This window comes from Achromobacter animicus (genome assembly GCF_902859585.1).
Lineage (GTDB): Bacteria > Pseudomonadota > Gammaproteobacteria > Burkholderiales > Burkholderiaceae_B > Achromobacter > Achromobacter animicus.
In genome coordinates this window covers 65054-86875 of record NZ_CADIJM010000006.1, presented here as the reverse complement: position 1 = coordinate 86875, position 21822 = coordinate 65054, and the positions used below count along the sequence as shown (strand labels likewise).

The window sequence follows — 21822 nt, the reverse complement described above, 5'->3', positions numbered from 1 at the left end:
GTGTTCAGAAAGTTGCGCCCACTATAGGCGCGGCCCTTGCCATCGTGAAGGCCACTGGGTACTTTAACTGTCATTTGAAATCCCTATGACCGCATCCCGCCCATGCTGAACCCGCTCTGGCTCAAGACCTTCGCCGCCGCCGCAGGCGCGCCCAGCTTCACCGAAGCCGCGCGCCGGCTGGGCCTGACCCAGCCCACCGTCAGCGAGCACATCCGCCAACTCGAACAGGCCGTGAATCGCCGCCTGTTCCAGCGCGACACCCACTCACTCGCGCTGACCAGCGACGGCCGCAGCCTGCTCGTGCATGCCGAGATCATCCTGGCCGCGCACGAAAAGGCCGAGCGCCTCTTCGATGCGCCCCGCCTGCGCGGACGGATCCGGCTGGGCACCTCCGACGATCTGGCGATGGGTCCCCTGCCCGATGTGCTGGCGGCGTTTCGCCTGGCGCATCCCGAAGTCGAGCTGGACCTGACCATCGGTGTCACCACCGACCTCTACAAGCTGCTGGACGACAACCGCCTGGACGTGATGATCGGCAAGCGCAGGCGCGGCGACCGGCGCGGCCAGACGTTGCACAAGGAGGCGCTGCTGTGGCGCGCGAAGGAAGGTCTGCGCGTGGATCCCGACGAGCCCCTTCCGTTGATCCTGTTGCGCGAGCCCAGCGTGACGCGCACGCTGGCGCTTGACGCGTTGGCCCGCGCGGGCCGGAGCTGGCAGATCGTCTGCACCAGCACCAGTTACGCGGGCTGCCAGGCAGCAGCCCGCGCGGGACTGGGCATCACCGTGCAGCCCTCGCACCTGTCCACTGCAGGCCTGTCGGCGCCCGCGGGCGCGGCCAACCTGCCCACGCTGCCGCCCGTGGAATTCATCGTCATCTCGGCCCCCTCGCCGGGCAAACCCACGCGCGCGTTGACCGAGATCCTCATGCGCAGCACCCTGACCTGACGCCCCTATTGCGGCGCGGAGCGCGTGTGCTCGATGCTGCCGTGCAGCGCCTGCGGCTGCTTGAGCAAAGGCACCGCCTCGTACCCCGGCTTGCCGCGGTCGAGAAACTACTCCGGCAGCGGCTCCGGAACGCCGTCCGCATCAACGGATTTCACGCGGTCCAGCGCGTTGCGCGCAGCCGACATCGCTTCGATCGTGCTGCGAAAACGCCGGCTCACGAAAATCTCGAACGCCAGGCTTTCGGGTTCCGGCGCGGCCTGCTCCGCGGTGGGATCCGCGTCTTCGGCGGTCGTCGCAGTTACGGAAGTGTTCGCAGGCGCGGCGGGTTTTACAGGCAGACGCCGCGTCTCCAGAAACGCACGCGGCGGGATGCGCCCCTCGGGCTGGGTCGCATACGCGACCACTGAAAATCCATTGATGATCTTCTCGGACATTGCGGTTTCCTTGAGCGCATTCATGCAAGCGCACCGACACGTTGCACAACGGCCTGCGGCAAGGAAACTTAAGGGAGCAACGTCCGCAAAATGCCGGTCCGCGCGCCGTTATGCAAGCGACTCTATTTTGTCGACGCGATCGCCTGTGCGCGTACCCGTACGAAGGCCGCCACCTGTTCCAGCACGTGCGACAGATCGGCGCGCAGCAAATCGAAGCCGGCATTGCGTTCGCGCGTCGCCTCGTCCATGTAAAGCGGACGCCGGATCTCGACTTGCAGGCTGTGCCGGTTCAACGCCGGCTGGCCGATCTGCGCGATGAGTTGCACGCCCTTGTACGGATCGTTGCGCGCCACGGTATAGCCTTTGTCGCGCAGCGCCGTCTCAATCAATGCAATGAACTCCGGCTCGCACGTCGTGCCGTCCCGATCGCCCAGCACGAAGTCCGCAAGGGGATGCTCGCTGTGACGTCCAAGCCGCTCGTAGGCATCGTTCGGCATCGAATGCAGATTGAGGTGCCACACGGCGCCAAAACGTTCCTCGACGTGCCGGATCGCCTTGGCCAGCGCCGCGTGATAAGGCTCGTAGTACGCCTGGATCCGATGGCGCACCTGCGCCAGCGTCAGCTTGCGGTCATAGATCGGCGTGGCCTTGTCCATGCGCCGCCAGATCAGGCCCTTGCCCAACCGCGTCTTCTCGCCGGGATCCAGCGGCTCGGGCCAGGGCTCGGCCAGCAGTTCCGGATCCAGATCCTGCAACGTGCGATTCGGGTCGATGTAGACGCGCGGAAAATTGGCAGCCACCAGCGTGGCGCCCAGTGCGGGCGCCGCCGACCACAACGCGTCCACGTGCGTGTCCTCGCCCTGGCGCAATTGCGCCAGCGTGGCCGAGGCCCCGAAATCGTCGGGATAACGCTCGCCGCTATGCGGCGAATCACAGACCAACGGCAACGCGGGCCCGATGGGTTCATGAACGGAAACAGCGGGGAAGTCGGCGGTCGTCATCGTCAATCAGCCTGGATGTTGGCGGTCTTGGCCACTTTTGCATAACGGGCCAAAGCCTGGTCGATCTGCACCTGGAATTCTTGCGGCGTCGTGGGCATCAGCGTACCACCCACGTCTTCGGCCTTCTTGCGGAATTCCGGGTTTTCCATCGCCACGCGAACGGCCTTGTTCAGACGCTCCACCACCGCTTGCGGAGTGCCGGCGGGCGCCACCAGACCAAACCAGCCGCCCGTGCCCATGTCGGGATAGCCAAGTTCGATATACGTGGGCACGTCGGGCAGCAAGGGCGAACGTTCGGCGCCTAGCACGGCCAGCGGACGCAGCTTGCCGCCCAGCACCTGCGGCAACGTCGACGACAGATTGTCCGTGATCGCATCCACTTGCCCGCCCATCACGTCGTTCAACGCCGGACCCGCGCCCCGATAAGGCACGTGCAGCAACTTGATGCCGGACAGCATCATGAAATTCTCGATGTTCACGTGTCCCAGCGAGCCCACGCCCGGCGACGCGAAGCTGTAGCGCTCGGGCGCGCCTTTGGCCAGCGCCACGAATTCGGCCATGTTCCTGGCCGGAATGTTCGGATTGATCGCAAAGATGCTGGGCACGGCCAGCACATTGGCCACCGGCACGAAGTCCTTGACGGGGTCATAGTTCATCTTGCGGAACACGGCCGGATTCGACCCGTGCGTGCTCATGGTCGCCATGCCGATGGTGTACCCGTCCGGTGTCGACCGCGCCACCTGTTCCATGCCCAGCGATCCGCCAGCGCCAGCCTTGTTCTCCACCACGATGGTCTGCTTCAGATCCCGCCCTGCGTACTCAGCCACCAGGCGGGCCACGATGTCCGTCGAACCGCCCGCCGCGAACGGCACCATCAGCTTGATCGGACGCGCGGGATAGTCGGCGGCATGCGTGACGCCGCAGAAGGACAACGTGGCAAACATGCCGGCGAGCGAAAAGCGCGCGGAACGGCCAAAAAGACGGCGGGACATGAGGCGACTCCTGGGTTGTTGTTCTGAAGGCCGCCAGTGTCCAAACTTTACGATCCCCTTTCAAACGACTATATTGCACTCCTTCATTACCAAAGGTCATGCTAGATGCGTCTGCATTCGCCGTCGATGTCCGAGCTGCATGCCTTCGTGACGGCGGCCAGGCTGGGCAGCTTCACTCAGGCTGCGCAAGTGCTGTGCGTCACGCAGGGTGCCATCAGCCGTGCCATCTCGCGCCTGGAGGCGCACTTCGGCCAGCCTCTCATGCACAGGAATGCGCACGGCCTCACGCTGACCGACACCGGCCGCAAGCTCTACGATGGCGCGCGGGCGCCGCTGCAGGCGATCGAAACGCTCAGCACGGAGTTACGCGCCGACGACCGGCGGCTGCGCTTGACGCTTTCTTCTGTTCCCACGTTAGCCAGCGCGTGGCTTGTGCCGCGCCTGCCGGACTTCCACCAGCGCCACCCTAACATCCAGCTCGGCTTTTCGGCCTACCGCCGCAGCGAAGACTTTTCCGGCGCCACGCCGGATGCCAGCATCCTGTCTGGCACGCCGGCGCAGTGGCCCAACTGGCACGCGGACTACGTCATCGGTCGCGAGATGGTGGTGATCTGCCATCCGGAGCGACTGGCGAAACGTCACGCCCAAGGTCTGTGGAGCACGCCGCAGGGGTTGCTCGGCGAGCCGCTGCTGTTTCATACCAACGGCCAGGAAAACTGGTCGCAATGGTTCAGTGCGGCTGGCGTGGCGCGCGGCAGCGTCGCGCTGTCGAACGGGTTTGATCAGGTTTCCATCCTGATACGCGCGGTGATGGCCGACATGGGCATCGCGGTGCTGCAACGCTGCCTGGTCCGGGACGAACTGCAGGCGGGCCGGGTCGCCGCGCCCTTTCCAGAACTGGTCATCCGCATCGACCGCGGTTATCACCTGTGCGCTCCCGCACAGCGGCGCGATCACTACGCCCTCGCCTGTTTCCGCCAATGGCTACTGGAAACCGCCAGCCGCGATCCCGATGTCATGGCGGCACGCGCCCCTTGCTGAACGCCCCGCGCATCGCGCCGCGCCGGCTATCGTCCTTACCTTTCCGCACGCCGAATTCCGCCCCAAAAGCAACGGGCCCCATGAAGGGGCCCGTGTCGTACGAGTGCCGGCGAATTCCGATCAGGGCGCGAGCTTGAAGCCCAGGTCCACGCCCCATTTGTCGGTCTCGCGCAGCCATTTCGCGCCGCAATTCAGGCAGCGGAAGTGGTCTTCGCGGCTTTCCTCCCGGCCTTTCTGCGTTGGGTTGGTAAATCCTTGATGTCCCAGGTGCGAATGCGGCGCTACGCCTGCAAGTCCTGGATTAATGCGTTGGCAAGCCAAACACATAACGCTCATTGATGCTTCCCCACAAACAGTGTTAGCAAATTGTAAGGGATTTCACCAATGTCTTTCTATTAAATCGCCTTCATAGGGGGAACTAAATTGTTAACGTGATTAGCAAACAACGTTTTGTAACGCCGCCAAACATGTTGCCAGGTGATAGGGGGATGTGGAGGGCATGTCGGCGCGTATCACGTTTCCGTTTGTATCCAGGCATTCGTTCCAACCTGTGGGGTGCAGGAAGCGGCTGCGGAAATTTGCCAGCGCCGGTTGCAGCGCGGGTAGATCGCCCATCACTGCCAGGGCCCTCAGATATTCCGTCTGCGCCCAGATTCGGCGGGTGTTGTCCGCCACCTTGCCGGACTCGTCCAGCGATGCGATCACGCCCGCGGCATCGACGCCATGATCACGCGACCACTGCACGGCGCGCGGCAGGGACTCTACAAGGTCCAGACCTTCGAACACCTGCGCCGATTCGTGCACGAGAGACAGCCATTCGAATTGATGGCCGGGCTCCAGCCGGTTTGCAGCACTGCCCTGCAACGCCTCTGATACGCATTGCGTCGGCGCATGCACGAAGAACTGGCTGATGCCTTGCGCAAGTTCGCGCAGATGCTGCGCAAACCAGGCGGGTTCGGCAACCTGCGCCGCCGCCAGATAGGCTTCGGTCAGATGCATCATCGGATTTTGCGCCGGCGGTTTCAGCGGCTGTGCAAAGTCCGCGCTGAGCGCCGCGTGATACAGCGAATCTGTGGTCTTGAAACGCGCCTCGATCGTGCGCGCCGTGGCCAGCATCAGCTTGCGCGCCTGCGCGTTGCGGCTACGCCGGAAATAGGCGGAAGCGGCCAGCACGATGAACGCGTGCGTGTACAGGTCCTGCGTATCGTCCAGCGGCTGACCCGCTGCATCGACGCTGTATCGCCAACCGCCGTGCTCGTCCTGGAACACGCGGCGCAGGGATTCGAACAACCGGTCCGCATGCTGCGCGGCCGCCTCGCCCGGCGCCTGCGCAAAAACATACAACTGGCGCGCACAAGCCATCGCGCGATAACGCGTTGCTGGCAACGGTTCACCGCTGGCGGAATTCAGAGATTCGTAAGGCAGGCCAAGCGTTTCGTTGAAACCGCGGCCCAACCACATGGGCAACACGACCGAATCAAAATGCGCCCGCAGCGCGCGGATATCATCCGCTAGAAAGGAATTGGTCTGTGCGGCAGTCATCTTGGAACGACGCATACCCGACGAGGGCCCCAGGTTTTGGAACAGCAACGATAACCGAAATCGTCGTCGCCATCTCGAAGGTATGCGCCACGTGCTCATGCACACACAGACCGGTCGTGCCGATCAGCTCCGTCCAGGGTGCAAGCCCTATCGGAAGATATTTTCCTCTACCCAGTTTTGCGCGAAGATTTCCGCGCGATCACGTGCTTCGTCCAACGAAGCGCAGTTGCCCAAGTGGGAAAACGCGGCATCCACTTCGGTGCCGCCCTCAGCCGTAACCGTCAGCAATACGCCATATCCGCCGGTATCCATGGCCGCTGTGGAAACGTCGATCAGTACTTCCTGGTCACGATGCTGCATGTGCTACCTCCCAGTCGGTTACCTAAACGCGCGAACCACGCGTGACGTGCGACAGGACAAAATTACCCGCGCAAAACAATAGACCTGCATCCGTCACGCAAAGTTCATCTTACTGGTCGGACGCAGGGTGGAATACGTCCGAAAGATGTCAATTCCCACATTCCGTCTCAGGATATGCCTTGCCGCACTGTAGGGATGGCATCCAGCACGAAATACTGCGAAAACATTCGCAACCATGCAGTACTTTGCCTGCGGCTGTTCAAATGACGGATATGGTGAACTGCGTAATCGGGCGATTGTCTTACCGCCGCGAAGACCGCAAATGGCTTAGCGCAAATGGATGGCGCCCGGCTCTTCCATGCGCAGCGAGAGCCTGCCCTTGTCGGTGATGACCCAGCGGCCATCGGCGCCGGATGCAATGCAGCGCAAGGTTTCCAGCGCCTGGGCGACGTGCGCGGGCACTTCGGTCTGGACCGCGCCGGGCTCGTTGTTGTCGGCCACGACGCGTAGCCAATGTCCCAGTTCGCCCTTTTCGAAACGATGCAATGCCATGCCTGATTCTCTCTTGAATTTGTCAACGATAGCACGGCCGTCAAGCCCTTTCCGCCCCTCAGGCGGAGGCACTCAGGCAAGCAGGCGGGGCACTGACGACGCAAGCAACGCGATGCCGGATATCGTCAACAAGCCCAGCACCACCCGGCGAAACGCGACATCGCTGATGCCTACATAGACGCGCGTGCCCCAGATCGTCGGCACCAGCATTGCGGGCACGATCAATGCAAACAGCGGCAACATGTCGCGCGTGACGACACCGGTCAGCACATAACTGGCCATCGTCACCGCCAGCATCGACAGGTTGAAGTTCTGGATCACCGCGCGCTGCACGTCGCGATCAAAGCCGCGCAAGGTGCACCACAACGTGGGAATCACGCCGGTGAATCCGCCCAGCCCGCCCATGACGCCGCCGATTGCGCCGGCCACGCCATCGGCCACCTTGCCCCCCACCGTGATGCGCGGCATGCGCGCGGCAAACAGCATGATCGGACACCAGATGGCGAGCAGTCCGCCGATGAAGGCCTTGAACACCACGGGGTCCAGATGCGGCAGCACTTTCACGCCGAGCGGAATGCCGAGCAATCCGCCGACAACGAACGGCAGCAGATGCGCCATGGCAAAGCCGCGGCGCACGGTGAAAGCCGCCAGCAACTGCCCGGTCAACGCGCCGAACACGGCCATCGCCGCAGCAAGCCGCGGGTCAATGGTCCAGGCCCAGAACGACATGGCCACCATGCCGAAGCCAAAGCCCGACAGGCCTTGCACAAAGCCCGCGGCCATTGCCCCCAGTACGACCACTACATATAACGAGTCCATATCTGCAGCGCGTTCCGCATCACCGGCCGGGACCATTTCCGGCGCACGCCATTCTAGTGCGTTCTAGGACGGACGCAGCGCAAGCGGCCGCCGCAGACGCGTGGCCAGCGCGGAAGCCGCGACGCTGGCGGCGATCAGCGCAAGTCCAAGCGCCAGGTCTGCCGAGATGCGTTCATGGAACACGACGGACGACACGATCAAACCGATCACCGGCACGCACAGCATCGCGATGGAGGTCGCGGCCGGCGGCAGCTTCTGCGTCATGCCCAGCACGACGATGAACGTCAGCGCCGTGGCAAGCGGCCCGGTGTACAGGATCAGCGGCCAGGCTTGCGCATCGCCCAGAAAGGTCGGCGCGCCGTCGCGCAGCCATGCCAGCGCGGCAAGCGGGATCGTGGCCATCGCGGTTTGCCAGGGAATCATGTCGGCGCCCAGCCGCACATGGCGGTTGGCGCGCAACTGGATGATGTTGCAGGCCCAGGCAAACGACGCGCCCAACAGCATCACCAGACCGATGACGGTATGCGCCTGCCATGGGCTGAATGCGGGCGCGACGATGACGCCGATGCCCGCATAGCTGAGCGCCGTCGCCAGCCATTGGCCCATTGAGAGGCGTTCCTTCAAGATCATCGATGACAAGGGAATCACCCAGATGGATGTCGCATAGGCAATGACGGAGGCGCGGCCAGGCGCCACGTATTGAAGGGCCCAAAGTGCCAACGCCGTGAACGCGCCCATCTGCAGCAATGCCACGCCCGCCACCAGCGGCCATTCCTGACGCGTAGGCAAGCGCAGGCGCCCCAGCGCCGCAAGCACCAGCACGCTGATCAGCGCGGCGGATCCGAATCGGCTGGCGGCCAGCCACAACGGGCTCATGTGCGCCAGCCCCAGCTTCATGACGGGCCAATTTCCGCCCCAGATGGCAACCGCACCCGCGAGCGGGAGGAACTTGCGAAGACTTCCGTGCTGACTCATTACTACCCTGCTCTGCCGCCGATTATTCTGCATTTCGGCCTTATGACCGAGGGACGGAACAGTCTATAGGGTAAACCCCAGCATTTTTAACCGCTTTCTGCGTCGACAACCGGCATACTCAGCACAGATGCACTGCCAACCAGCCGCCTGAAGGTCACTTATGCCGGAAATCAACCTGGATGCCACCGACATCCGCATCCTGAATGAGCTTCAACGCGACGCTCGGCTCACTAACGTTGAGCTCGCCGCGCGCGTCAACCTGTCTGCATCGCCGTGCCTGGCGCGCGTGCGGCGACTGGAAACCGAAGGCCTCATCGATCGGCGCGTCACGCTGCTGAATGCGCGCAAACTGGGTCTGAAGGTCAACGTCTTCATCCAGATCTCGCTGGACAAGCAGCGCAAGGCCGCGCTCGACGTGTTCGAACGCGAGATCGCGGTGCTGCCCGAAATCATGGAGTGCTACCTGATGTCCGGCGACGCCGACTACTTGATCCGTGCGCTCGTGCCGGATGTCGATGCGCTGGAACGTTTGATCGTCGAACACATCACACGCATCCCCGGCGTGGCCAGCATCCGTTCCAGCTTTGCCCTCAAGCAGGTGCTCTACACCACCGCCGTGCCGCTTGCCTGACGCCGCATTTCGTATCCATCCGGCGCTTGCGGGATTGCGGGGGCCGGCCCACAATAAAAACGCATGACGCCGGCTTTTCCTGATCGGCGTCAGCATCCCTCCCATCGCTTAGCAAGGAGCAAACCATGCCCGAAACCGAATGGTTCCCCGGCAATTCGCTACCCGATCGTCAGGGTTACTTTGAAGTGGAGTTCGCCAGCGGCGAAACCGAAATCACGCGCTATGGCATGTTGGGCTGGGAGCCCGAAGAAGAGCGCGGCCACATCCTGCGCTGGCGCGGGCTGGATCCGCACATCGAGCAAGCCGAGATCGAGCGCGAAGCAGCCCTGCGCAACAACAGCGACAACGTGATCGGCTGAACGGCCGGCACACCTCGCGGGGCGGGTCCAACCTGCCCCGCATAAAACAAAACGCCGCGGAAGAATCCGCGGCGTTTTGACTGGGCGCTTTCCCGATCAGCGATCGAGCTTCGAGATCTTCGTGCCCGCGAGCGACACGCCCGCCATCAGGCCACCGTTGTTCATCACGAAGCCCACCACCGGCTGCTGAGCCGTGTTGGTGTCGATGCGGCCATTGGCGCCGATGTTGACCACTGCCACCGTGGCGTCCGCGCCAACGGTCCAGCCGCTGCTGTTGCGGAACTTGTTCAAGGCGTCATCCGTCATGAACAGCAGGATCATCGCCTTCGATTGCGCACCGGCCTGGAAGCCGATCGAGCCCGCGGTCGTGCTGTAGTAGCCGGCATTCTGCCCGCCCACGCGCAGCACGCCCTTGCCATGTTCGGCGCCCACGATGAAGCTGCCGCTCAGCACGTCCGGAAACACCAGCACGCCCTTGGCGCGCGCCACCAGATCCTTGGACTGGGGAGCGGCTTCATAAAGCTTGGCGAGGGTCGCGTTGGCCGCGCTGTTCATCGACTGCCGCTGCTCGGACGTCGAGGCGGCCGGCGACTTGCTGGGCGTGGTCGTCGTGCAACCCGCAAAAACGAGACCGGCGGCGCCAATCGCGATCGCCATGCCGGTGCGGCGCAGAACAGGAAAAGTGTCGAACATGGAGCTCTCCTTTTGTTGTCATACAGGGACAACTGTACCGGGCATTCCAGATCCGACAAGTCAGACGAATGTGATAAACGAAACAAAACACTAGCGAGCGCTAGAGAATTCCGTAGCGAGGTTCACCGGTGTACTCGTCCACGGACAGGATGCCGGAGAGCACCAGTTCGGCATGGCGCCGTGCACTGACGGGGTCGTTGAAGGTCACGAAGCGGGGCAGTGACCAGCGCCGCGCAACGGTCTCGTTGCCGTTGCGGCTCACAAGTATTTCAATAGCCAACACGCCGGTATTCAAGTCCACGACTTCGCACTGCACTTGAAAACCATCGATATGACGCTGTGGCCACCCACTCATGCTGCACCTATGAATTCCGACTGCCCGGCCGCAATATGCCCCAAAGAAAAAGGCTTGGAAAGCGAAGTTTTTTAGGGGTAAAAACGTACTAATCCTCCTAGTGCTGAGGCATCTTGAAGATCGCAAAAATGCGATCAAAAACGCTGTTTTCTCGCCTTGTCTTCAACATCCACCTTCAACCAACTCTCATGACCACACCTGCCTTCGAACCTGATACTGCTCCGCTGGAAGTCCTGCCGCGTGACCTCTCTGCCTACCGCGAGGGCAACACCGGCATTCCCTATGTGCACCGCTTTGAATCCGGCAAGCCTGGGCCGCACGTGCTCATCAACGCCATCACGCACGGCAACGAGATCTGTGGCATGGTGGCCGCCACCCATCTGCTGGACACCGGCGTACGCCCGAAGATCGGCACACTGACGGTCAGCTTTGCCCACGTCGAGGCCTACGAGGCCTTCGACATCGACCGGCCTTACGACAACCGCCAGCTCGTCCACAACCTGAATCGCATCTGGTCCGCCGCCATGCTCGACGGCGCGGAAGACAGCCCCGAACTGCGCCGTGCCCGCGAAATGCGCCCCATCCTGGATGCCGCCGACTTCGTGCTGGACATCCATTCCACGCGCGCGCCCGTGCAACCGTTCTGGGTCTACAACGAGATGGACCGCAACACCGCGCTGGCCGCGGCTGTCGGATCACCGCAGGTCCATCTGGTCATGCCGCAAGACAAGTTTCCGGGAACCGGTGTCATGGGCTACGGCCATCACGGTGACCCGCTGTCGAACAGTGGCGGCGCGCTCGTCGTCGAATGTGGCCAGCATTTCGCCCGCTCCGCCGCCGAACTCGCCACCGACGTCACCCTGCGATTTCTGGCGCATCTGGGTCTCATCGACACCCCGGCCGGCACGCCGCCCCCGCCCACGCCGCAACGCTATCGCCTGCTGGAGGTCCACATGGTGAAGTCCGAAGACTTCACCTTCACGCGACCCGTGATCGGCTTCGAGACCTTCGACAAGGGCGAGCTGATTGCCATGAACGGCACGGAAGAAATCCGCTCCCCGTGCGATGCGTGCACGATCTTCATGCCCACGCGCATGCCGATCGTCGGACGTGAAGCCGTGTATTTGACGCAGGCGATTTAAGACCGATGATTCGAGGCGGGTATTTCGTACCCGCCATCCTCAAAGATCCGGAATCAGGCGCTTGCCCATGCTGATCACCGCGTCCTCCCGAAACCCCAGGCTGTCGTAGAAGCGCTTTACCGCGATGTTGTCCGAACGGATAAGCAAATTGATTTTCGGACACCCCATCTCCAGCAGCTTGCGCTCCACGGCCCGCATCAGCGCCGTGGCGAACTGACGCCGCCGATGCTCGGGCGACACGGCCAGATAGTTGATCCAGCCGCGGTGACCGTCGTAGCCGCCCATCAGCGTCGCCACGATCTCGCCATCCAGCACACCCACCAGAAACAGATCCGACTGCACCGTCAACTTGCGCGCGATGTCCTTGCGCGGATCGTTCCACGGACGCGTCAGCCCGCAGGCGTGCCACAGCGCGATAAGCGCCGTCTCGTCGGTCGGATGAAAAGGCCGGATGGCGAGATCTTGATGAGACATGCTTCATTCCTTGTGATGAAAGAATGAAGGCCTTGCGACACGCCTCGGCGGGGGAAATACGGCAAACAAAAAAGCCACGAGGGTATCGTGGCCTTCTGAAATAAGCGCCGGAAAATCGGCGCCCGAACACGGCTGGCCACTCAACGTAGACGTCGAGTGATTCGTCGGAAATCTGCGCGCGTTGCGGCAGCGATATGCGAAGTGTTCATGTGCAGCAGCATACACGAGGCCGTCTTCCGCCAGCAACGCGCATCGCCGTCAGTCCGCCGCGGGAGCAGGCAGCGTGCCTTCCATCACCACGACGGCCTGCCCCGCCACGCTGGCCCATACGCCGTCCTCGCGCGGTTCGGCATGCGCCAGCAGCAAGCTTGCGCGCCCCATATCCACGCCCTGCCCGACCCGTAACCGCAGAACGCCCTTGCCCGCCAGCGATGCCCGCAGCGCCGTGACCGCGGCTGTCGCGCTACCCGTGGCGGGATCTTCGGTCATCCGGCCGGTGAGCATGCGCGCCTGGATATCGGTGGGCGCGTCCATCGCCTCGCCCGCCGTGTCGGTGGTGTAGACATAGATGGACTTTGCGCCAAGCTGCGGCATCAGGGCCGCGTAACCGCCCAAGTCCGGCACCGCGCGCCGCAACGCGTCGCGGTTGGCAAGCTGCACCACCAGAAACGGCAGGCCCACCGACGCCACCATCGGTGCGTGCGTCGACACGTCAATGTCTGCAACCCCCAGCCGCAGCGCGCTTGCCACCGCATCCAGCGCCGCCTCGCGGCCGCACGACAACGGCTGCGGCGCGCGCAGCTCCGCGCCCTGCAGCCCGTCTTCGCCGTACGCCAACGCAATCCGCACCAGGCCGGCTTCTTCTTCAAATACGAAGGCTTGCGGCGCAGACAGCCCTGCCGCGATCTGCTCGCGCGCCAGCACGACGGCCGTGCCGACATTCGGGTGACCAGCGAACGGCACCTCGCGGTCCGGCGTGAAGATGCGCACACGCGCCGTGTGGGCACGGTCTTGCGGCGGCATCACGAAGCTGGTTTCCGAATAATTGAATTCGCGCGCAATCAACTGCATCTGGCGGGTGTCCAGCCCCTGCGCGTCCAATACAACAGCCAGCGGATTGCCTTGATAGGCGTGGCCGGTGAACACATCGGCGGTGACGTAGCGGTAGCGCATCCAAGCATCCTCAAGGTCCGCCTGAAGCCGGCGGGAAGCGGAAATTGTGCGTGCCGCAAGGCGGTCGCGAAAGGCACAGAGCCGAGAAATTGCGCACATAACAGACAAGGCGCGGGGTGTCCGGGACGATCACGCGCGCGGTCCGCATGACACCCGCACCGCCTCGGTTGATGCGCGCAGACTATTGAAAATCGCAGATGCCTGCGGAATACTTTGCGTCCCGTGCATCTACTTTTGGAGAGTATTGCCATGCAACGCGAAGACATCCAAAAGCTGGGCGCTCAAGCGGCCCGCGACGGATTGAGCTTGTGGGACTGCCCGTATTACCGTGCTGCCGCCATGCCGGGTCACACCGGCGAATCGATTTCGCAATGGCGCGGCAAGGTCGAGGCCTGGGAAGCCGGATGGATGGAAGCCACCGGCGGCGGCCAGGCCCCACCCGGCATCCGGACACGTTTTGTGCCGCGCGCCATGTCGCTGCTGGTCATTTGATGAAGTGGAAAGGCGCCCCGGGAAACGGGGCGCTTTGCATTGGCAACGCGGAAACGGTGGTGCATGCCTGATCCATCCCGCTATTTCTTCGCGTAACTTTTCTGGACACGAATCCTGATCGCGCTCATCTTTCGGCTTAGGATCTTTCCCTGCAGGAGGCGCAAAATGGATGACCCCGTCCACAAAGCCGGCCAGGAAGCCGCCCGATATGGCGTGCCGCTTTCCGCTTGCCCCCTCATGAAAGAAACCAACATGCCAGGCCATACGGGCGAATCGCTACCGATATGGCGCGCCAGACTGGCCTCCTGGGAAGCAGGCTGGCGCGAAGAAACTGAAGCCCGCCTCGCTGAACTGCAACGCCGCCGGCTGATACAGCAATCATTCGATTAAAGATGTGGTCGCGGACATTGCGTCCGCCGTCGTCGGGAACGCGGTTTGCTACGGAACTGACACCGCAGCGGCGTGATTGTCTTTCGATCAAGCAGAGGGCGGTTACGCACACTCCCTCCCTCTCGCCGCTGCGGCCCCTGCCCCCCTGCGCAAGCAGTCGCTTACAAATGATCAGGTCCGCAAACCCCAAAAATGTTTGCCCGCCCTAGAATCAGCCTGCCAGCCTCAGGCTGAGTAGGAGCGATTCATGACATTCAGGGTCAAGCCGGTATTTATTGCAGCCATTTCCTGTATTTTTCTGAACACGGGCGCATTCGCCGCGCCGCCAGAGGGCAAAGGCAAACCCGACAACCCAGGCCAGAGCCAGGGACAGGGGCAAAACAAGGGCGGCGGAAAAAACAATAACAACGGCAACGGCGCTGGAAAAGGCCATTCCGGCGGCGGCGGATCAAACGGCAAAACCGGCAATTCCGATAGTTCCAGCGTCACGCTGCGCTTTGCAGGCATCACGGTCTCAACCGCCAGAACCTACGCCCATGAATACGGTCTGTCGGGCTACAGCCAACTACCTCCCGGCATCCGCAAAAACCTCGCACGCGGAAAGCCCCTGCCTCCAGGTATCGCCAAAAAAATGGTCCCCGGCCCAATGCTCGCTCGCCTCCCCGCCTATCCCGGGTACGAATGGCGAATCGCCGGCTCGGATCTTGTCCTTGTTGCCATTGCGACGGCTGTAGTCGCGGATGTGCTGATTGATGTGTTCGATTGATTGAGTTCGGCGGCGGTCGGACTGGAGGTCCGTGAGGTTCAATATCGCCCCCTCGAATTGCACTGTCCGGTCCCTTCAGTTTGATACACTGCCTGACTGGGTGTCAGGCGTCTTCCTTCGCGCTGGCAGGTCAAAGCGCTGGTCGGGCCGCCGCGCGGAACCCCTACGTCCATGCAGACCAGCACCACCCACGCCCTCGACATTGCAGCCGCCATCATTTTTGCGCTGGCGCTGATCCACACTTTCACCGTCAAGCAGTTCGAGCGGCTATCGCACCGCTACCCTCGCCACGCCGGCTTGTTCCATCTTCTGGGCGAAGTCGAAATCGTCTTCGGCTTTTGGGCATTTGTGCTGCTTATCGTCATGGCGATGGCCGCCGGCGGCACAGAAGCGCTCGCGTACGCCGAGTCTCGCAATTACACCGAGCCGCTGTTTGTATTTGTCGTCATGGTAGTGGCGGCGTCCCGCCCGGTACTCCAGACCGTCATGGCCGCAGTCAACCTCATTGCCAGGAAGGTGCCCTTCCACACCTCCGTCGCGACGGCGTGGTTGGGCCTGGCCGCGGTTCCGCTGATGGGATCGCTGATCACGGAACCGGCCGCCATGACCATCGCGGCCCTGATGCTGGCGCCGCAACTGTTCCGGCCGGCAATCCCGGCTGTTCCCAAGTACTTCGCGCTTGGCGTGCTGTTCGTCAACATCTCGATCGGGGGAACCTTGACGGCCTATGCCGCCCCTCCCGTCTTGATGGTCGCTGCAACCTGGCAATGGGATTCCGCCTTCATGCTGGCAACCTTCGGCTGGAAAGCCGCGATTGCCGTCATCGTGAACGCGACCGTTGCGACACTCATCGTGCGCAAGTATCTGCTGCATTTGCCGACTGAAAGCGTAGGCCGGTCGGAAAGGCCTCCCGTGCCGCTCTCGGTTGTTCTGGTCCATCTGGCCGTGCTGGCGGCGGTCGTCGCACTGGCCCACCACCCTGTCGCGTTCCTAGGCCTCTTTCTGCTGTTCCTGGGTTACACCCAGGCGTACGAACGGCATCAGAATCCCCTGATCATCAAAGAAGCGTTGCTCGTTGGGTTCTTCCTGGCTGGGCTGGTCATCCTGGGAGGCATGCAGGGCTGGTGGCTGCAGCCCATCGTCTCGAGCCTGGAACCGCTCGCGTTGTTCTTCGGATCTCTGTCGCTCACCGCGATCACCGACAATGCCGCGTTGACCTATCTGGGTTCGCTGATTGATGGCATATCCGACGAATCGAAGTACATGCTCGTGTCGGGCGCGGTTGCGGGTGGCGGCCTGACGGTTATTGCGAACGCGCCGAATCCTGCGGGCGTGGCGCTGCTGAAACGCGGATTCTCGGATGAGACGATCAGCGTTGGCGGATTGTTGCTGGGTGCGTTGGGGCCCACAGCCGTTGCGGCTGGCGCATTGCTGTTTTTATAGGCTGTGTAGAAAGGGCCAGCACGAAATGTACGGGCACCACGAAATGCACGTGCACCACGCATCGCACGTACACCACGAACGCGCGTACACCACGCCATTTTGGGAACCTGGCTAGATGCAGGAACCTGAAGGCCCGCAAATGAGAAAGGCCGTCAGTGATTTCTCACTGACGGCCTTGGAACTACTGGTCGGGACGGCGGGATTCGAACTCGCGACCCCTTGCACCCCATGCAAGTGCGCTACCAGGCTGCGCTACGCCCCGAAAGAAAAAGAGTATAGCAGAACTAAAAAATGTTTGCACGCATTGGTGCAAAAAAAGTGCTGAATACTCGAAAAAATTTTGCGCTTTGCGTGCGCCGTTCACAAAACTGCATGTGATGAGCCGTCGCCCACAAAGCGCAAGGCACTACATTATGCAGAGCGCGCGGCCATGAAGGCCATCGCGCGCTGCGGGTATTGATATCAAGCTTTGGATTTCAAGCGAAGAACCGCGGTGACAGCGGCTCAGGCGGCAGGCGCCGTGTGCGTCGTGCTGCTGGCAGCGGGCGCAGTGGCCGCGGTGCCCAATGCTTCGGCGAGCATCGCGGACACGTTGCCGAGCTCATTGCGCAACGACTGCATCTCGGAGCCCGACAGGCGCACGGCGGCGTCCTGATCGTGCGGCACGTCGCGCGCGTCGCCCAAGCGATTGCGCGCGCCGCTGATCGTGAAGCCTTGCTCGTAGAGCAACGAACGGATGCGGCGGATGAGCAGCACTTCGTGATGCTGATAGTAGCGGCGGTTGCCGCGGCGCTTCACGGGCTTGAGCTGCGTGAATTCCTGTTCCCAGTACCGCAAGACATGAGGCTTGACGCCACACAGGTCGCTGACTTCGCCGATGGTGAAGTAACGCTTGGCGGGAATGGGCGGTAGGGTAACGGTGGATTCAGTACGTGTCATAAGCGGATTTTATGCGCGCGATGTGTGGGGCGCCGATAACAATTACCGACAAAGCGTATCACTCCGCGGCCTCCGGTGCTGCGGGAACGGCCTGCTCCACCACGCTCTTGAGTTTCTGGCTGGCGTGGAACGTGACCACGCGCCGCGCCGCGATGGGAATGGTTTCTCCGGTCTTGGGGTTGCGGCCAGGGCGCGGCGGTTTGTCGCGCACCTGGAAGTTGCCGAAACCCGAGAGCTTGACGGAATCACCGCGCGCCAGGGCGTCGCGGATTTCCTCGAAGAACGTATCGACGATGTCCTTGGCTTCGCGCTTGTTCAGGCCGACCCGCTCGAAGAGCAGTTCGGCCAGCTCGGCCTTGGTGAGGGTGCGTTGCTCGGCAAGCATACTGGTCCCCATGTTCAGCCACGTTGGCGCGCGCCGTGCGCGGCAACCAGGGCTTCCTTGATGCGCGCAAGGCAATCCGCCACGCGGGCTTCGTCCAAAGTGACCTCAGTGTCCTGTAGCCAGAAACGGAACGCAAGGCTTTTCTCGGCGACGGGTTCGCTGCCTTGCGCCTTGTCACGCCACACGTCGAACACGCGCGCATCCTGCACGACGGCCAGTTGCGCATCGGCCTTGACGGCGGCGGCAACGGTGTCGAGCATGGACTGTACCGTCACGTCCTCGTCGACCCACAGCGCCAGGTCGCGCACGACGACGGGCTGACGCGAGAGCTCGCGCACCTGCGGCAATTCGCCTTCGGACAATGCGTCCACGTCCAGTTCAAACACCACCGGCGCATGCGCCAGGTCGGCCTGCTGCGCCCAGCGCGGATGCAGTTCGCCGATCCAGCCGACCTGCTTGCCGTCGAGCATGACACGCGCACCGCGACCGGGATGCAGGGCGGGATGCGCCGCTGCCTCGAAACGCAGGCGGCGGCCGCGTGCGCCGAACAGCGACTCGACGTCCATCTTCACGTCGAAGAAATCGACGTGGCGCGTGGGCACGCCCCACTGCTCTTCCACCGCCGGGCCCCATGCGGCGCCCGCGAGCTTCATGGGCTGGCGCACGCCGGCCACTTGCAGCGGACCGTCTTCGGCCGAGGCATCGCGGAAAAACACGCGACCCAGTTCGAACAGGCGCACGCGCGACTGCTTGCGGTTGGCGTTGTGACGGATGTTGGCGACCAGGCCGCCGATCAGGCTGGAACGCATGACCGACAGATGGCTGGCGATCGGATTCACGAGGCGCACGGGGTTATCGTTGCCCGCGAAATCGCGTTCCCAGTCGGCTTCGACGAAGCTGTAGTTCACGACCTCCTGGTAGTCCTGGGCAGCCGTCAGACGGCGCAGCGCATGCGCGCCGCGGCGCACTTCGGGCTGCGAGAACATCTTGGCGCGCGCCATCGGCGGCACGTCGGGAATGCTTTCGAAGCCGTAGATGCGAGCCACTTCCTCGATCAGGTCTTCTTCGATTTCCAGATCGAAACGGAACGACGGCGGGTTGACGATGAAGTCGTCGCCTTCGACCGAATAGTCCAGGCCCAGGCTGCCGAAGATCGTGGCGACCTGCTCGCGTGTGACCGGCACGCCCAGCACGCGATGGCAGCGCGTCAGGCGCATGCGCACCGGCGGACGCTGGGGCAGATTGACGATCTGGTCGTCGATGGGGCCGACCTGACCGCCGCAGATGTCGACGATGAGGCGGGTGATGAATTCAATGTGCTCGGGAATGCTGGCGTAGTCGACGCCGCGTTCGAAGCGGTGGCTGGCTTCGGAGCTGAACTTGAAGCGGCGCGCGCGGCCGGCAATGGCTTGCGGCCACCAGAACGCGGCTTCGAGATAGATGTTCTGCGTGTCGAGCGTCACCGAGGTGGCTTCGCCGCCCATGATGCCGGCCAGGCTTTCGACCTGCTCGCCAGCGACGACTACACCGACCTTCGGGTCCAGCGTCACGGTCTGGCCGTTCAGCAGTTCCAGCGTTTCGCCTTCACGCGCCCAGCGCACGGCGATGTCGCCACCGATCTTGTCCAGATCGAACACATGCGACGGACGGCCCAGTTCGAGCATGACGTAGTTGGAGATGTCGACCAGCGCGGACAGCGAGCGTTGGCCGGCGCGCTCGAGGCGCGTCTTCATCCATTCGGGCGTCGCCGCGCGGGCGTTCACGCCGCGGATGACGCGGCCGCCGAAACGGCCGCAGAGGTCAGGCGCCTCGATCTTGACGGGAAGGCGCTCGTCGAGCGTGACAGGCACGGCGGCCGCGGTGGGCACCGACAGCGGCGCGCCGGTCAGCGCGGCCACTTCACGCGCCACGCCCAGGATCGACAGGCAGTCGGCGCGGTTGGGCGTCAGTTTGAGCGTGAACAGCGTGTCGTCCAGGTCCAGTGCTTCACGGATGGACTGGCCGGGGACCATGTCGGCGGGCAGCTCGAGGAGCCCCGCATGGTCTTGCGACAGACCCAGTTCGCGGGCCGAGCACAGCATGCCGGAAGACTGCACGCCGCGCATCTTGGCGACGCCGATCTTCATGCCGCCGGGCAGTTCTGCGCCCACGCGGGCGAGCGGCACTTTCAGGCCGGCAGCGGCGTTGGGTGCGCCGCAGACGATCTGCAGGCGTTCGCCGGAGCCGTCGTCGACCTGGCAGACGCGCAGCTTGTCGGCGTCAGGGTGCGGCGCGATCTCGACGATGTGCGCGACGACCACGCCGGTGAATGCCGGTGCAGCGGGCTCGGTTTCTTCGACTTCCAGGCCGGCCATCGTGAGCCGGTGCGCGAGTTCATCGGTTGCGATCGGAGGATTGACCAGCGTACGCAGCCAGGATTCGGGAAATTGCATGATCAGCCGTCTGTTATTCGTTGAACTGGCGCAGGAAGCGCAAATCGCCTTCGTAGAACTGGCGCAGATCGTTGACGCCGTAGCGCAACATGGTCAGGCGCTCGAGCCCGGAGCCGAAGGCAAAGCCGATGTAGCGCTCGGGATCCAGCCCGAAGTTGCGCACCACCTGCGGATGCACCTGGCCGGATCCGGAGATTTCGAGCCAGCGGCCGCGATTGGGACCCGAGGTGAACATCATGTCGATCTCGGCGGACGGTTCCGTGAACGGGAAGAACGACGGACGGAAACGCACGACCAGATCGTCGCTTTCAAAGAAGCAACGCAGGAAATCGGTGTACACGCCCTTCAGGTCGGCAAACGAGATGTCCTCGGCGATCCAGAGCCCTTCCACCTGGTGGAACATGGGCGAGTGCGTGGCGTCGCTGTCGACGCGGTAGGTGCGCCCCGGCGCGATGACCTTGATGGGCGGCTTGTTCATGCGGGCGTAACGCACCTGCATGGGGCTGGTGTGCGTGCGCAGCAGCAGCGGCAGTCCGTCCGCGTCGTTCATGTCGACGTAGAACGTGTCCTGCATGGAACGCGCCGGATGGTCCAGCGGGTTGTTCAAAGCGGTGAAATTGGTCCAGTCGTTTTCCACTTCGGGGCCGTCGGCCACGTCGAAGCCAATGGAACGGAAGATCTCTTCCACACGTTCCCAGGTCCGGATCACCGGATGGATGCCGCCCGGCGCGCGACCGCGGCCCGGCAGGGTGACGTCAATGGTTTCGGATGCCAGACGGGCATCCAGCTCCGCCTGCGCCAGTTCGGCGCGGCGCGAGTTCAGAAGTTCTTCGATCTTCTGCTTGGCCTGGTTGATTCGCGCGCCCGCTTCTCGCTTCTGCTCGGGATCGAGCTTGCCCAGGCCTTTGAGCAGCACCGTCAAGGCGCCTTCCTTGCCCAGGAAGCGAGCTTTTGCGTTCTCAAGTGCGGCGGCGTCCGAGGCCGCGGCGAACCGTTCTTGCGCCTGGTCTACCAGGTCGTCAACCAATCGAGTCATGAAATCCAGCCTTCAAAACGCAAACGGGGCTATTACAGCCCCGTTTGCAGCGATGCGCGATGAGTTAAAGCGCGCGATCAGGCAGCCAAGGCAGCCTTGGCTTGCTGCACGATGGCGGCAAAGCCGGCCTTGTCGCGCACGGCCAGATCGGCCAGGACCTTACGGTCGAGTTCGATCGAAGCCTTTTTCAGGCCAGCGATGAACACGCTGTAGCTGACGCCATGCTCGCGGACGGCCGCGTTGATACGCGTGATCCACAGAGCGCGGAACGTGCGCTTCTTGTTACGACGGTCGCGGTAGGCGTATTGGCCAGCGCGCATGACTGCTTGCTTGGCAATACGGAACACATTACCGCGGCGGCCACGGTAACCCTTGGCGGCGGCAATGACTTTCTTGTGACGTGCGCGGGCAGTTACGCCGCGTTTGACGCGAGGCATAGTAGATCTCCCTT

The 21822-nt window shown here is 63.0% G+C and carries 27 protein-coding genes and 1 tRNA gene; 9 read left to right on the top strand and 19 right to left on the bottom strand.

Features of this window, described 5'->3' with window-relative positions:
- Nucleotides 1-102: 102 nt before the first annotated feature.
- Entirely contained in the window at nucleotides 103-945 is an 843-nt protein-coding gene (locus HV681_RS16340) for a LysR substrate-binding domain-containing protein (RefSeq protein ID WP_175124042.1), read from the top strand.
- A gap of 107 nt (nucleotides 946-1052) precedes the next feature.
- Here the strand turns inward: HV681_RS16340 and HV681_RS16335 are convergent, their stop codons facing one another.
- The 3 genes from HV681_RS16335 to HV681_RS16325 all read right to left on the bottom strand — a co-directional run bounded on the left by HV681_RS16335 (nucleotide 1053) and on the right by HV681_RS16325 (nucleotide 3372).
- Entirely contained in the window at nucleotides 1053-1379 is a 327-nt protein-coding gene (locus tag HV681_RS16335; protein ID WP_175124041.1) for a hypothetical protein, read from the bottom strand.
- A gap of 122 nt (nucleotides 1380-1501) precedes the next feature.
- Complete coding sequence (locus HV681_RS16330) at nucleotides 1502-2380, bottom strand: N-formylglutamate amidohydrolase (protein WP_175124040.1); 879 nt, start codon at nucleotides 2378-2380, stop codon at nucleotides 1502-1504.
- 2 nt (nucleotides 2381-2382) lie between these two features.
- On the bottom strand, nucleotides 2383-3372 hold the full coding sequence (locus HV681_RS16325; RefSeq protein WP_175124039.1) for a Bug family tripartite tricarboxylate transporter substrate binding protein: 990 nt from the start codon (nucleotides 3370-3372) through the stop codon (nucleotides 2383-2385).
- Between the two features lie 105 nt (nucleotides 3373-3477).
- Between HV681_RS16325 and HV681_RS16320 the strand changes: the two genes are divergently transcribed.
- Complete coding sequence (locus HV681_RS16320; protein ID WP_175124038.1) at nucleotides 3478-4413, top strand: LysR substrate-binding domain-containing protein; 936 nt, start codon at nucleotides 3478-3480, stop codon at nucleotides 4411-4413.
- A gap of 120 nt (nucleotides 4414-4533) precedes the next feature.
- Here the strand turns inward: HV681_RS16320 and HV681_RS28130 are convergent, their stop codons facing one another.
- From HV681_RS28130 to HV681_RS16295, 6 genes are all read right to left on the bottom strand, one after another.
- Nucleotides 4534-4749 (bottom strand): hypothetical protein, encoded by a 216-nt coding sequence (locus HV681_RS28130; protein ID WP_006388022.1) that lies wholly within the window; start codon nucleotides 4747-4749, stop codon nucleotides 4534-4536.
- A gap of 99 nt (nucleotides 4750-4848) precedes the next feature.
- Nucleotides 4849-5955, bottom strand: coding sequence for an AGE family epimerase/isomerase (locus HV681_RS16315; RefSeq protein ID WP_175124190.1), 1107 nt, complete (start codon nucleotides 5953-5955; stop codon nucleotides 4849-4851).
- Between the two features lie 147 nt (nucleotides 5956-6102).
- Complete coding sequence (locus tag HV681_RS16310) at nucleotides 6103-6315, bottom strand: hypothetical protein (protein WP_006218759.1); 213 nt, start codon at nucleotides 6313-6315, stop codon at nucleotides 6103-6105.
- 327 nt (nucleotides 6316-6642) lie between these two features.
- The gene (locus HV681_RS16305; RefSeq protein ID WP_175124037.1) at nucleotides 6643-6867 is read right to left on the bottom strand and encodes a hypothetical protein; all 225 of its coding nucleotides are present in this window, start codon (nucleotides 6865-6867) and stop codon (nucleotides 6643-6645) included.
- 72 nt (nucleotides 6868-6939) lie between these two features.
- Complete coding sequence (locus HV681_RS16300; RefSeq protein WP_175124036.1) at nucleotides 6940-7686, bottom strand: sulfite exporter TauE/SafE family protein; 747 nt, start codon at nucleotides 7684-7686, stop codon at nucleotides 6940-6942.
- Between the two features lie 63 nt (nucleotides 7687-7749).
- The gene (locus HV681_RS16295; RefSeq protein WP_175124035.1) at nucleotides 7750-8661 is read right to left on the bottom strand and encodes a DMT family transporter; all 912 of its coding nucleotides are present in this window, start codon (nucleotides 8659-8661) and stop codon (nucleotides 7750-7752) included.
- Nucleotides 8662-8821: 160 nt separating this feature from the next.
- Between HV681_RS16295 and HV681_RS16290 the strand changes: the two genes are divergently transcribed.
- The gene (locus HV681_RS16290) at nucleotides 8822-9292 is read left to right on the top strand and encodes an Lrp/AsnC family transcriptional regulator (protein WP_006226939.1); all 471 of its coding nucleotides are present in this window, start codon (nucleotides 8822-8824) and stop codon (nucleotides 9290-9292) included.
- 125 nt (nucleotides 9293-9417) lie between these two features.
- A complete protein-coding gene (locus HV681_RS16285; RefSeq protein WP_175124034.1) occupies nucleotides 9418-9651 on the top strand; it encodes a hypothetical protein in 234 nt (77 codons plus the stop codon).
- A 96-nt stretch (nucleotides 9652-9747) separates the two neighbouring features.
- On the opposite strand, the gene HV681_RS16280 is transcribed toward HV681_RS16285, so the two are convergent.
- Nucleotides 9748-10344 (bottom strand): BPSL1445 family SYLF domain-containing lipoprotein, encoded by a 597-nt coding sequence (locus tag HV681_RS16280; RefSeq protein WP_175124033.1) that lies wholly within the window; start codon nucleotides 10342-10344, stop codon nucleotides 9748-9750.
- A 100-nt stretch (nucleotides 10345-10444) separates the two neighbouring features.
- On the bottom strand, nucleotides 10445-10645 hold the full coding sequence (locus HV681_RS16275) for a hypothetical protein (RefSeq protein WP_224776782.1): 201 nt from the start codon (nucleotides 10643-10645) through the stop codon (nucleotides 10445-10447).
- 242 nt (nucleotides 10646-10887) lie between these two features.
- On the opposite strand from HV681_RS16275, the gene HV681_RS16270 reads away from it, so the two are divergent.
- Nucleotides 10888-11841: a M14 family metallopeptidase gene (locus tag HV681_RS16270; protein ID WP_175124031.1), complete on the top strand. Its 954-nt coding sequence runs from the start codon at nucleotides 10888-10890 to the stop codon at nucleotides 11839-11841.
- Between the two features lie 39 nt (nucleotides 11842-11880).
- Here HV681_RS16270 and HV681_RS16265 read toward each other — a convergent pair whose 3' ends face one another.
- Nucleotides 11881-12315: a GNAT family acetyltransferase gene (locus HV681_RS16265; protein WP_175124030.1), complete on the bottom strand. Its 435-nt coding sequence runs from the start codon at nucleotides 12313-12315 to the stop codon at nucleotides 11881-11883.
- Nucleotides 12316-12573: 258 nt separating this feature from the next.
- Nucleotides 12574-13488: a PhzF family phenazine biosynthesis protein gene (locus tag HV681_RS16260; protein WP_175124029.1), complete on the bottom strand. Its 915-nt coding sequence runs from the start codon at nucleotides 13486-13488 to the stop codon at nucleotides 12574-12576.
- A 249-nt stretch (nucleotides 13489-13737) separates the two neighbouring features.
- Between HV681_RS16260 and HV681_RS16255 the strand changes: the two genes are divergently transcribed.
- The 4 genes from HV681_RS16255 to HV681_RS16240 all read left to right on the top strand — a co-directional run bounded on the left by HV681_RS16255 (nucleotide 13738) and on the right by HV681_RS16240 (nucleotide 16579).
- Complete coding sequence (locus HV681_RS16255) at nucleotides 13738-13980, top strand: CrpP-related protein (RefSeq protein WP_175124028.1); 243 nt, start codon at nucleotides 13738-13740, stop codon at nucleotides 13978-13980.
- A 165-nt stretch (nucleotides 13981-14145) separates the two neighbouring features.
- Nucleotides 14146-14370, top strand: a complete 225-nt coding sequence (locus HV681_RS16250; protein ID WP_175124027.1) for a CrpP-related protein — start codon at nucleotides 14146-14148, stop codon at nucleotides 14368-14370.
- 247 nt (nucleotides 14371-14617) lie between these two features.
- Entirely contained in the window at nucleotides 14618-15136 is a 519-nt protein-coding gene (locus HV681_RS16245) for an anti-virulence regulator CigR family protein (protein WP_175124026.1), read from the top strand.
- 171 nt (nucleotides 15137-15307) lie between these two features.
- Nucleotides 15308-16579 carry a putative Na+/H+ antiporter gene (locus tag HV681_RS16240; RefSeq protein WP_175124025.1) on the top strand — a complete coding sequence of 424 codons (1272 nt, stop codon included), beginning with the start codon at nucleotides 15308-15310 and terminating at the stop codon, nucleotides 16577-16579.
- Nucleotides 16580-16764: 185 nt separating this feature from the next.
- Here HV681_RS16240 and HV681_RS16235 read toward each other — a convergent pair.
- The 6 genes from HV681_RS16235 to rplT form a co-directional block, all read right to left on the bottom strand.
- Nucleotides 16765-16841 (bottom strand) — tRNA-Pro (locus tag HV681_RS16235).
- A 242-nt stretch (nucleotides 16842-17083) separates the two neighbouring features.
- Entirely contained in the window at nucleotides 17084-17518 is a 435-nt protein-coding gene (locus tag HV681_RS16230; protein ID WP_175124024.1) for a MerR family transcriptional regulator, read from the bottom strand.
- Nucleotides 17519-17576: 58 nt separating this feature from the next.
- Nucleotides 17577-17915: an integration host factor subunit alpha gene (locus HV681_RS16225; protein WP_082579019.1), complete on the bottom strand. Its 339-nt coding sequence runs from the start codon at nucleotides 17913-17915 to the stop codon at nucleotides 17577-17579.
- A gap of 2 nt (nucleotides 17916-17917) precedes the next feature.
- Nucleotides 17918-20335: a phenylalanine--tRNA ligase subunit beta gene (gene pheT / locus HV681_RS16220; protein ID WP_175124023.1), complete on the bottom strand. Its 2418-nt coding sequence runs from the start codon at nucleotides 20333-20335 to the stop codon at nucleotides 17918-17920.
- A gap of 13 nt (nucleotides 20336-20348) precedes the next feature.
- Nucleotides 20349-21371, bottom strand: a complete 1023-nt coding sequence (pheS, locus tag HV681_RS16215) for a phenylalanine--tRNA ligase subunit alpha (protein WP_175124022.1) — start codon at nucleotides 21369-21371, stop codon at nucleotides 20349-20351.
- 77 nt (nucleotides 21372-21448) lie between these two features.
- A complete protein-coding gene (rplT, locus tag HV681_RS16210; RefSeq protein WP_006218741.1) occupies nucleotides 21449-21808 on the bottom strand; it encodes a 50S ribosomal protein L20 in 360 nt (119 codons plus the stop codon).
- Nucleotides 21809-21822: the final 14 nt, after the last annotated feature.

Bases quoted from the DNA above. Each gene is read 5' to 3' on its own strand.
- HV681_RS16340 (WP_175124042.1), top strand. From the start codon at position 103: ATGCTGAACCCGCTCTGGCTCAAGACCTTCGCCGCCGCCGCAGGCGCG.
- HV681_RS16335 (WP_175124041.1), bottom strand. From the start codon at position 1,379: ATGTCCGAGAAGATCATCAATGGATTTTCAGTGGTCGCGTATGCGACC.
- HV681_RS16330 (WP_175124040.1), bottom strand. From the start codon at position 2,380: ATGACGACCGCCGACTTCCCCGCTGTTTCCGTTCATGAACCCATCGGG.
- HV681_RS16325 (WP_175124039.1), bottom strand. From the start codon at position 3,372: ATGTCCCGCCGTCTTTTTGGCCGTTCCGCGCGCTTTTCGCTCGCCGGC.
- HV681_RS16320 (WP_175124038.1), top strand. From the start codon at position 3,478: ATGCGTCTGCATTCGCCGTCGATGTCCGAGCTGCATGCCTTCGTGACG.
- HV681_RS28130 (WP_006388022.1), bottom strand. From the start codon at position 4,749: ATGAGCGTTATGTGTTTGGCTTGCCAACGCATTAATCCAGGACTTGCA.
- HV681_RS16315 (WP_175124190.1), bottom strand. From the start codon at position 5,955: ATGACTGCCGCACAGACCAATTCCTTTCTAGCGGATGATATCCGCGCG.
- HV681_RS16310 (WP_006218759.1), bottom strand. From the start codon at position 6,315: ATGCAGCATCGTGACCAGGAAGTACTGATCGACGTTTCCACAGCGGCC.
- HV681_RS16305 (WP_175124037.1), bottom strand. From the start codon at position 6,867: ATGGCATTGCATCGTTTCGAAAAGGGCGAACTGGGACATTGGCTACGC.
- HV681_RS16300 (WP_175124036.1), bottom strand. From the start codon at position 7,686: ATGGACTCGTTATATGTAGTGGTCGTACTGGGGGCAATGGCCGCGGGC.
- HV681_RS16295 (WP_175124035.1), bottom strand. From the start codon at position 8,661: ATGAGTCAGCACGGAAGTCTTCGCAAGTTCCTCCCGCTCGCGGGTGCG.
- HV681_RS16290 (WP_006226939.1), top strand. From the start codon at position 8,822: ATGCCGGAAATCAACCTGGATGCCACCGACATCCGCATCCTGAATGAG.
- HV681_RS16285 (WP_175124034.1), top strand. From the start codon at position 9,418: ATGCCCGAAACCGAATGGTTCCCCGGCAATTCGCTACCCGATCGTCAG.
- HV681_RS16280 (WP_175124033.1), bottom strand. From the start codon at position 10,344: ATGTTCGACACTTTTCCTGTTCTGCGCCGCACCGGCATGGCGATCGCG.
- HV681_RS16270 (WP_175124031.1), top strand. From the start codon at position 10,888: ATGACCACACCTGCCTTCGAACCTGATACTGCTCCGCTGGAAGTCCTG.
- HV681_RS16265 (WP_175124030.1), bottom strand. From the start codon at position 12,315: ATGTCTCATCAAGATCTCGCCATCCGGCCTTTTCATCCGACCGACGAG.
- HV681_RS16260 (WP_175124029.1), bottom strand. From the start codon at position 13,488: ATGCGCTACCGCTACGTCACCGCCGATGTGTTCACCGGCCACGCCTAT.
- HV681_RS16255 (WP_175124028.1), top strand. From the start codon at position 13,738: ATGCAACGCGAAGACATCCAAAAGCTGGGCGCTCAAGCGGCCCGCGAC.
- HV681_RS16250 (WP_175124027.1), top strand. From the start codon at position 14,146: ATGGATGACCCCGTCCACAAAGCCGGCCAGGAAGCCGCCCGATATGGC.
- HV681_RS16245 (WP_175124026.1), top strand. From the start codon at position 14,618: ATGACATTCAGGGTCAAGCCGGTATTTATTGCAGCCATTTCCTGTATT.
- HV681_RS16240 (WP_175124025.1), top strand. From the start codon at position 15,308: ATGCAGACCAGCACCACCCACGCCCTCGACATTGCAGCCGCCATCATT.
- HV681_RS16230 (WP_175124024.1), bottom strand. From the start codon at position 17,518: ATGACACGTACTGAATCCACCGTTACCCTACCGCCCATTCCCGCCAAG.
- HV681_RS16225 (WP_082579019.1), bottom strand. From the start codon at position 17,915: ATGGGGACCAGTATGCTTGCCGAGCAACGCACCCTCACCAAGGCCGAG.
- pheT (WP_175124023.1), bottom strand. From the start codon at position 20,335: ATGCAATTTCCCGAATCCTGGCTGCGTACGCTGGTCAATCCTCCGATC.
- pheS (WP_175124022.1), bottom strand. From the start codon at position 21,371: ATGACTCGATTGGTTGACGACCTGGTAGACCAGGCGCAAGAACGGTTC.
- rplT (WP_006218741.1), bottom strand. From the start codon at position 21,808: ATGCCTCGCGTCAAACGCGGCGTAACTGCCCGCGCACGTCACAAGAAA.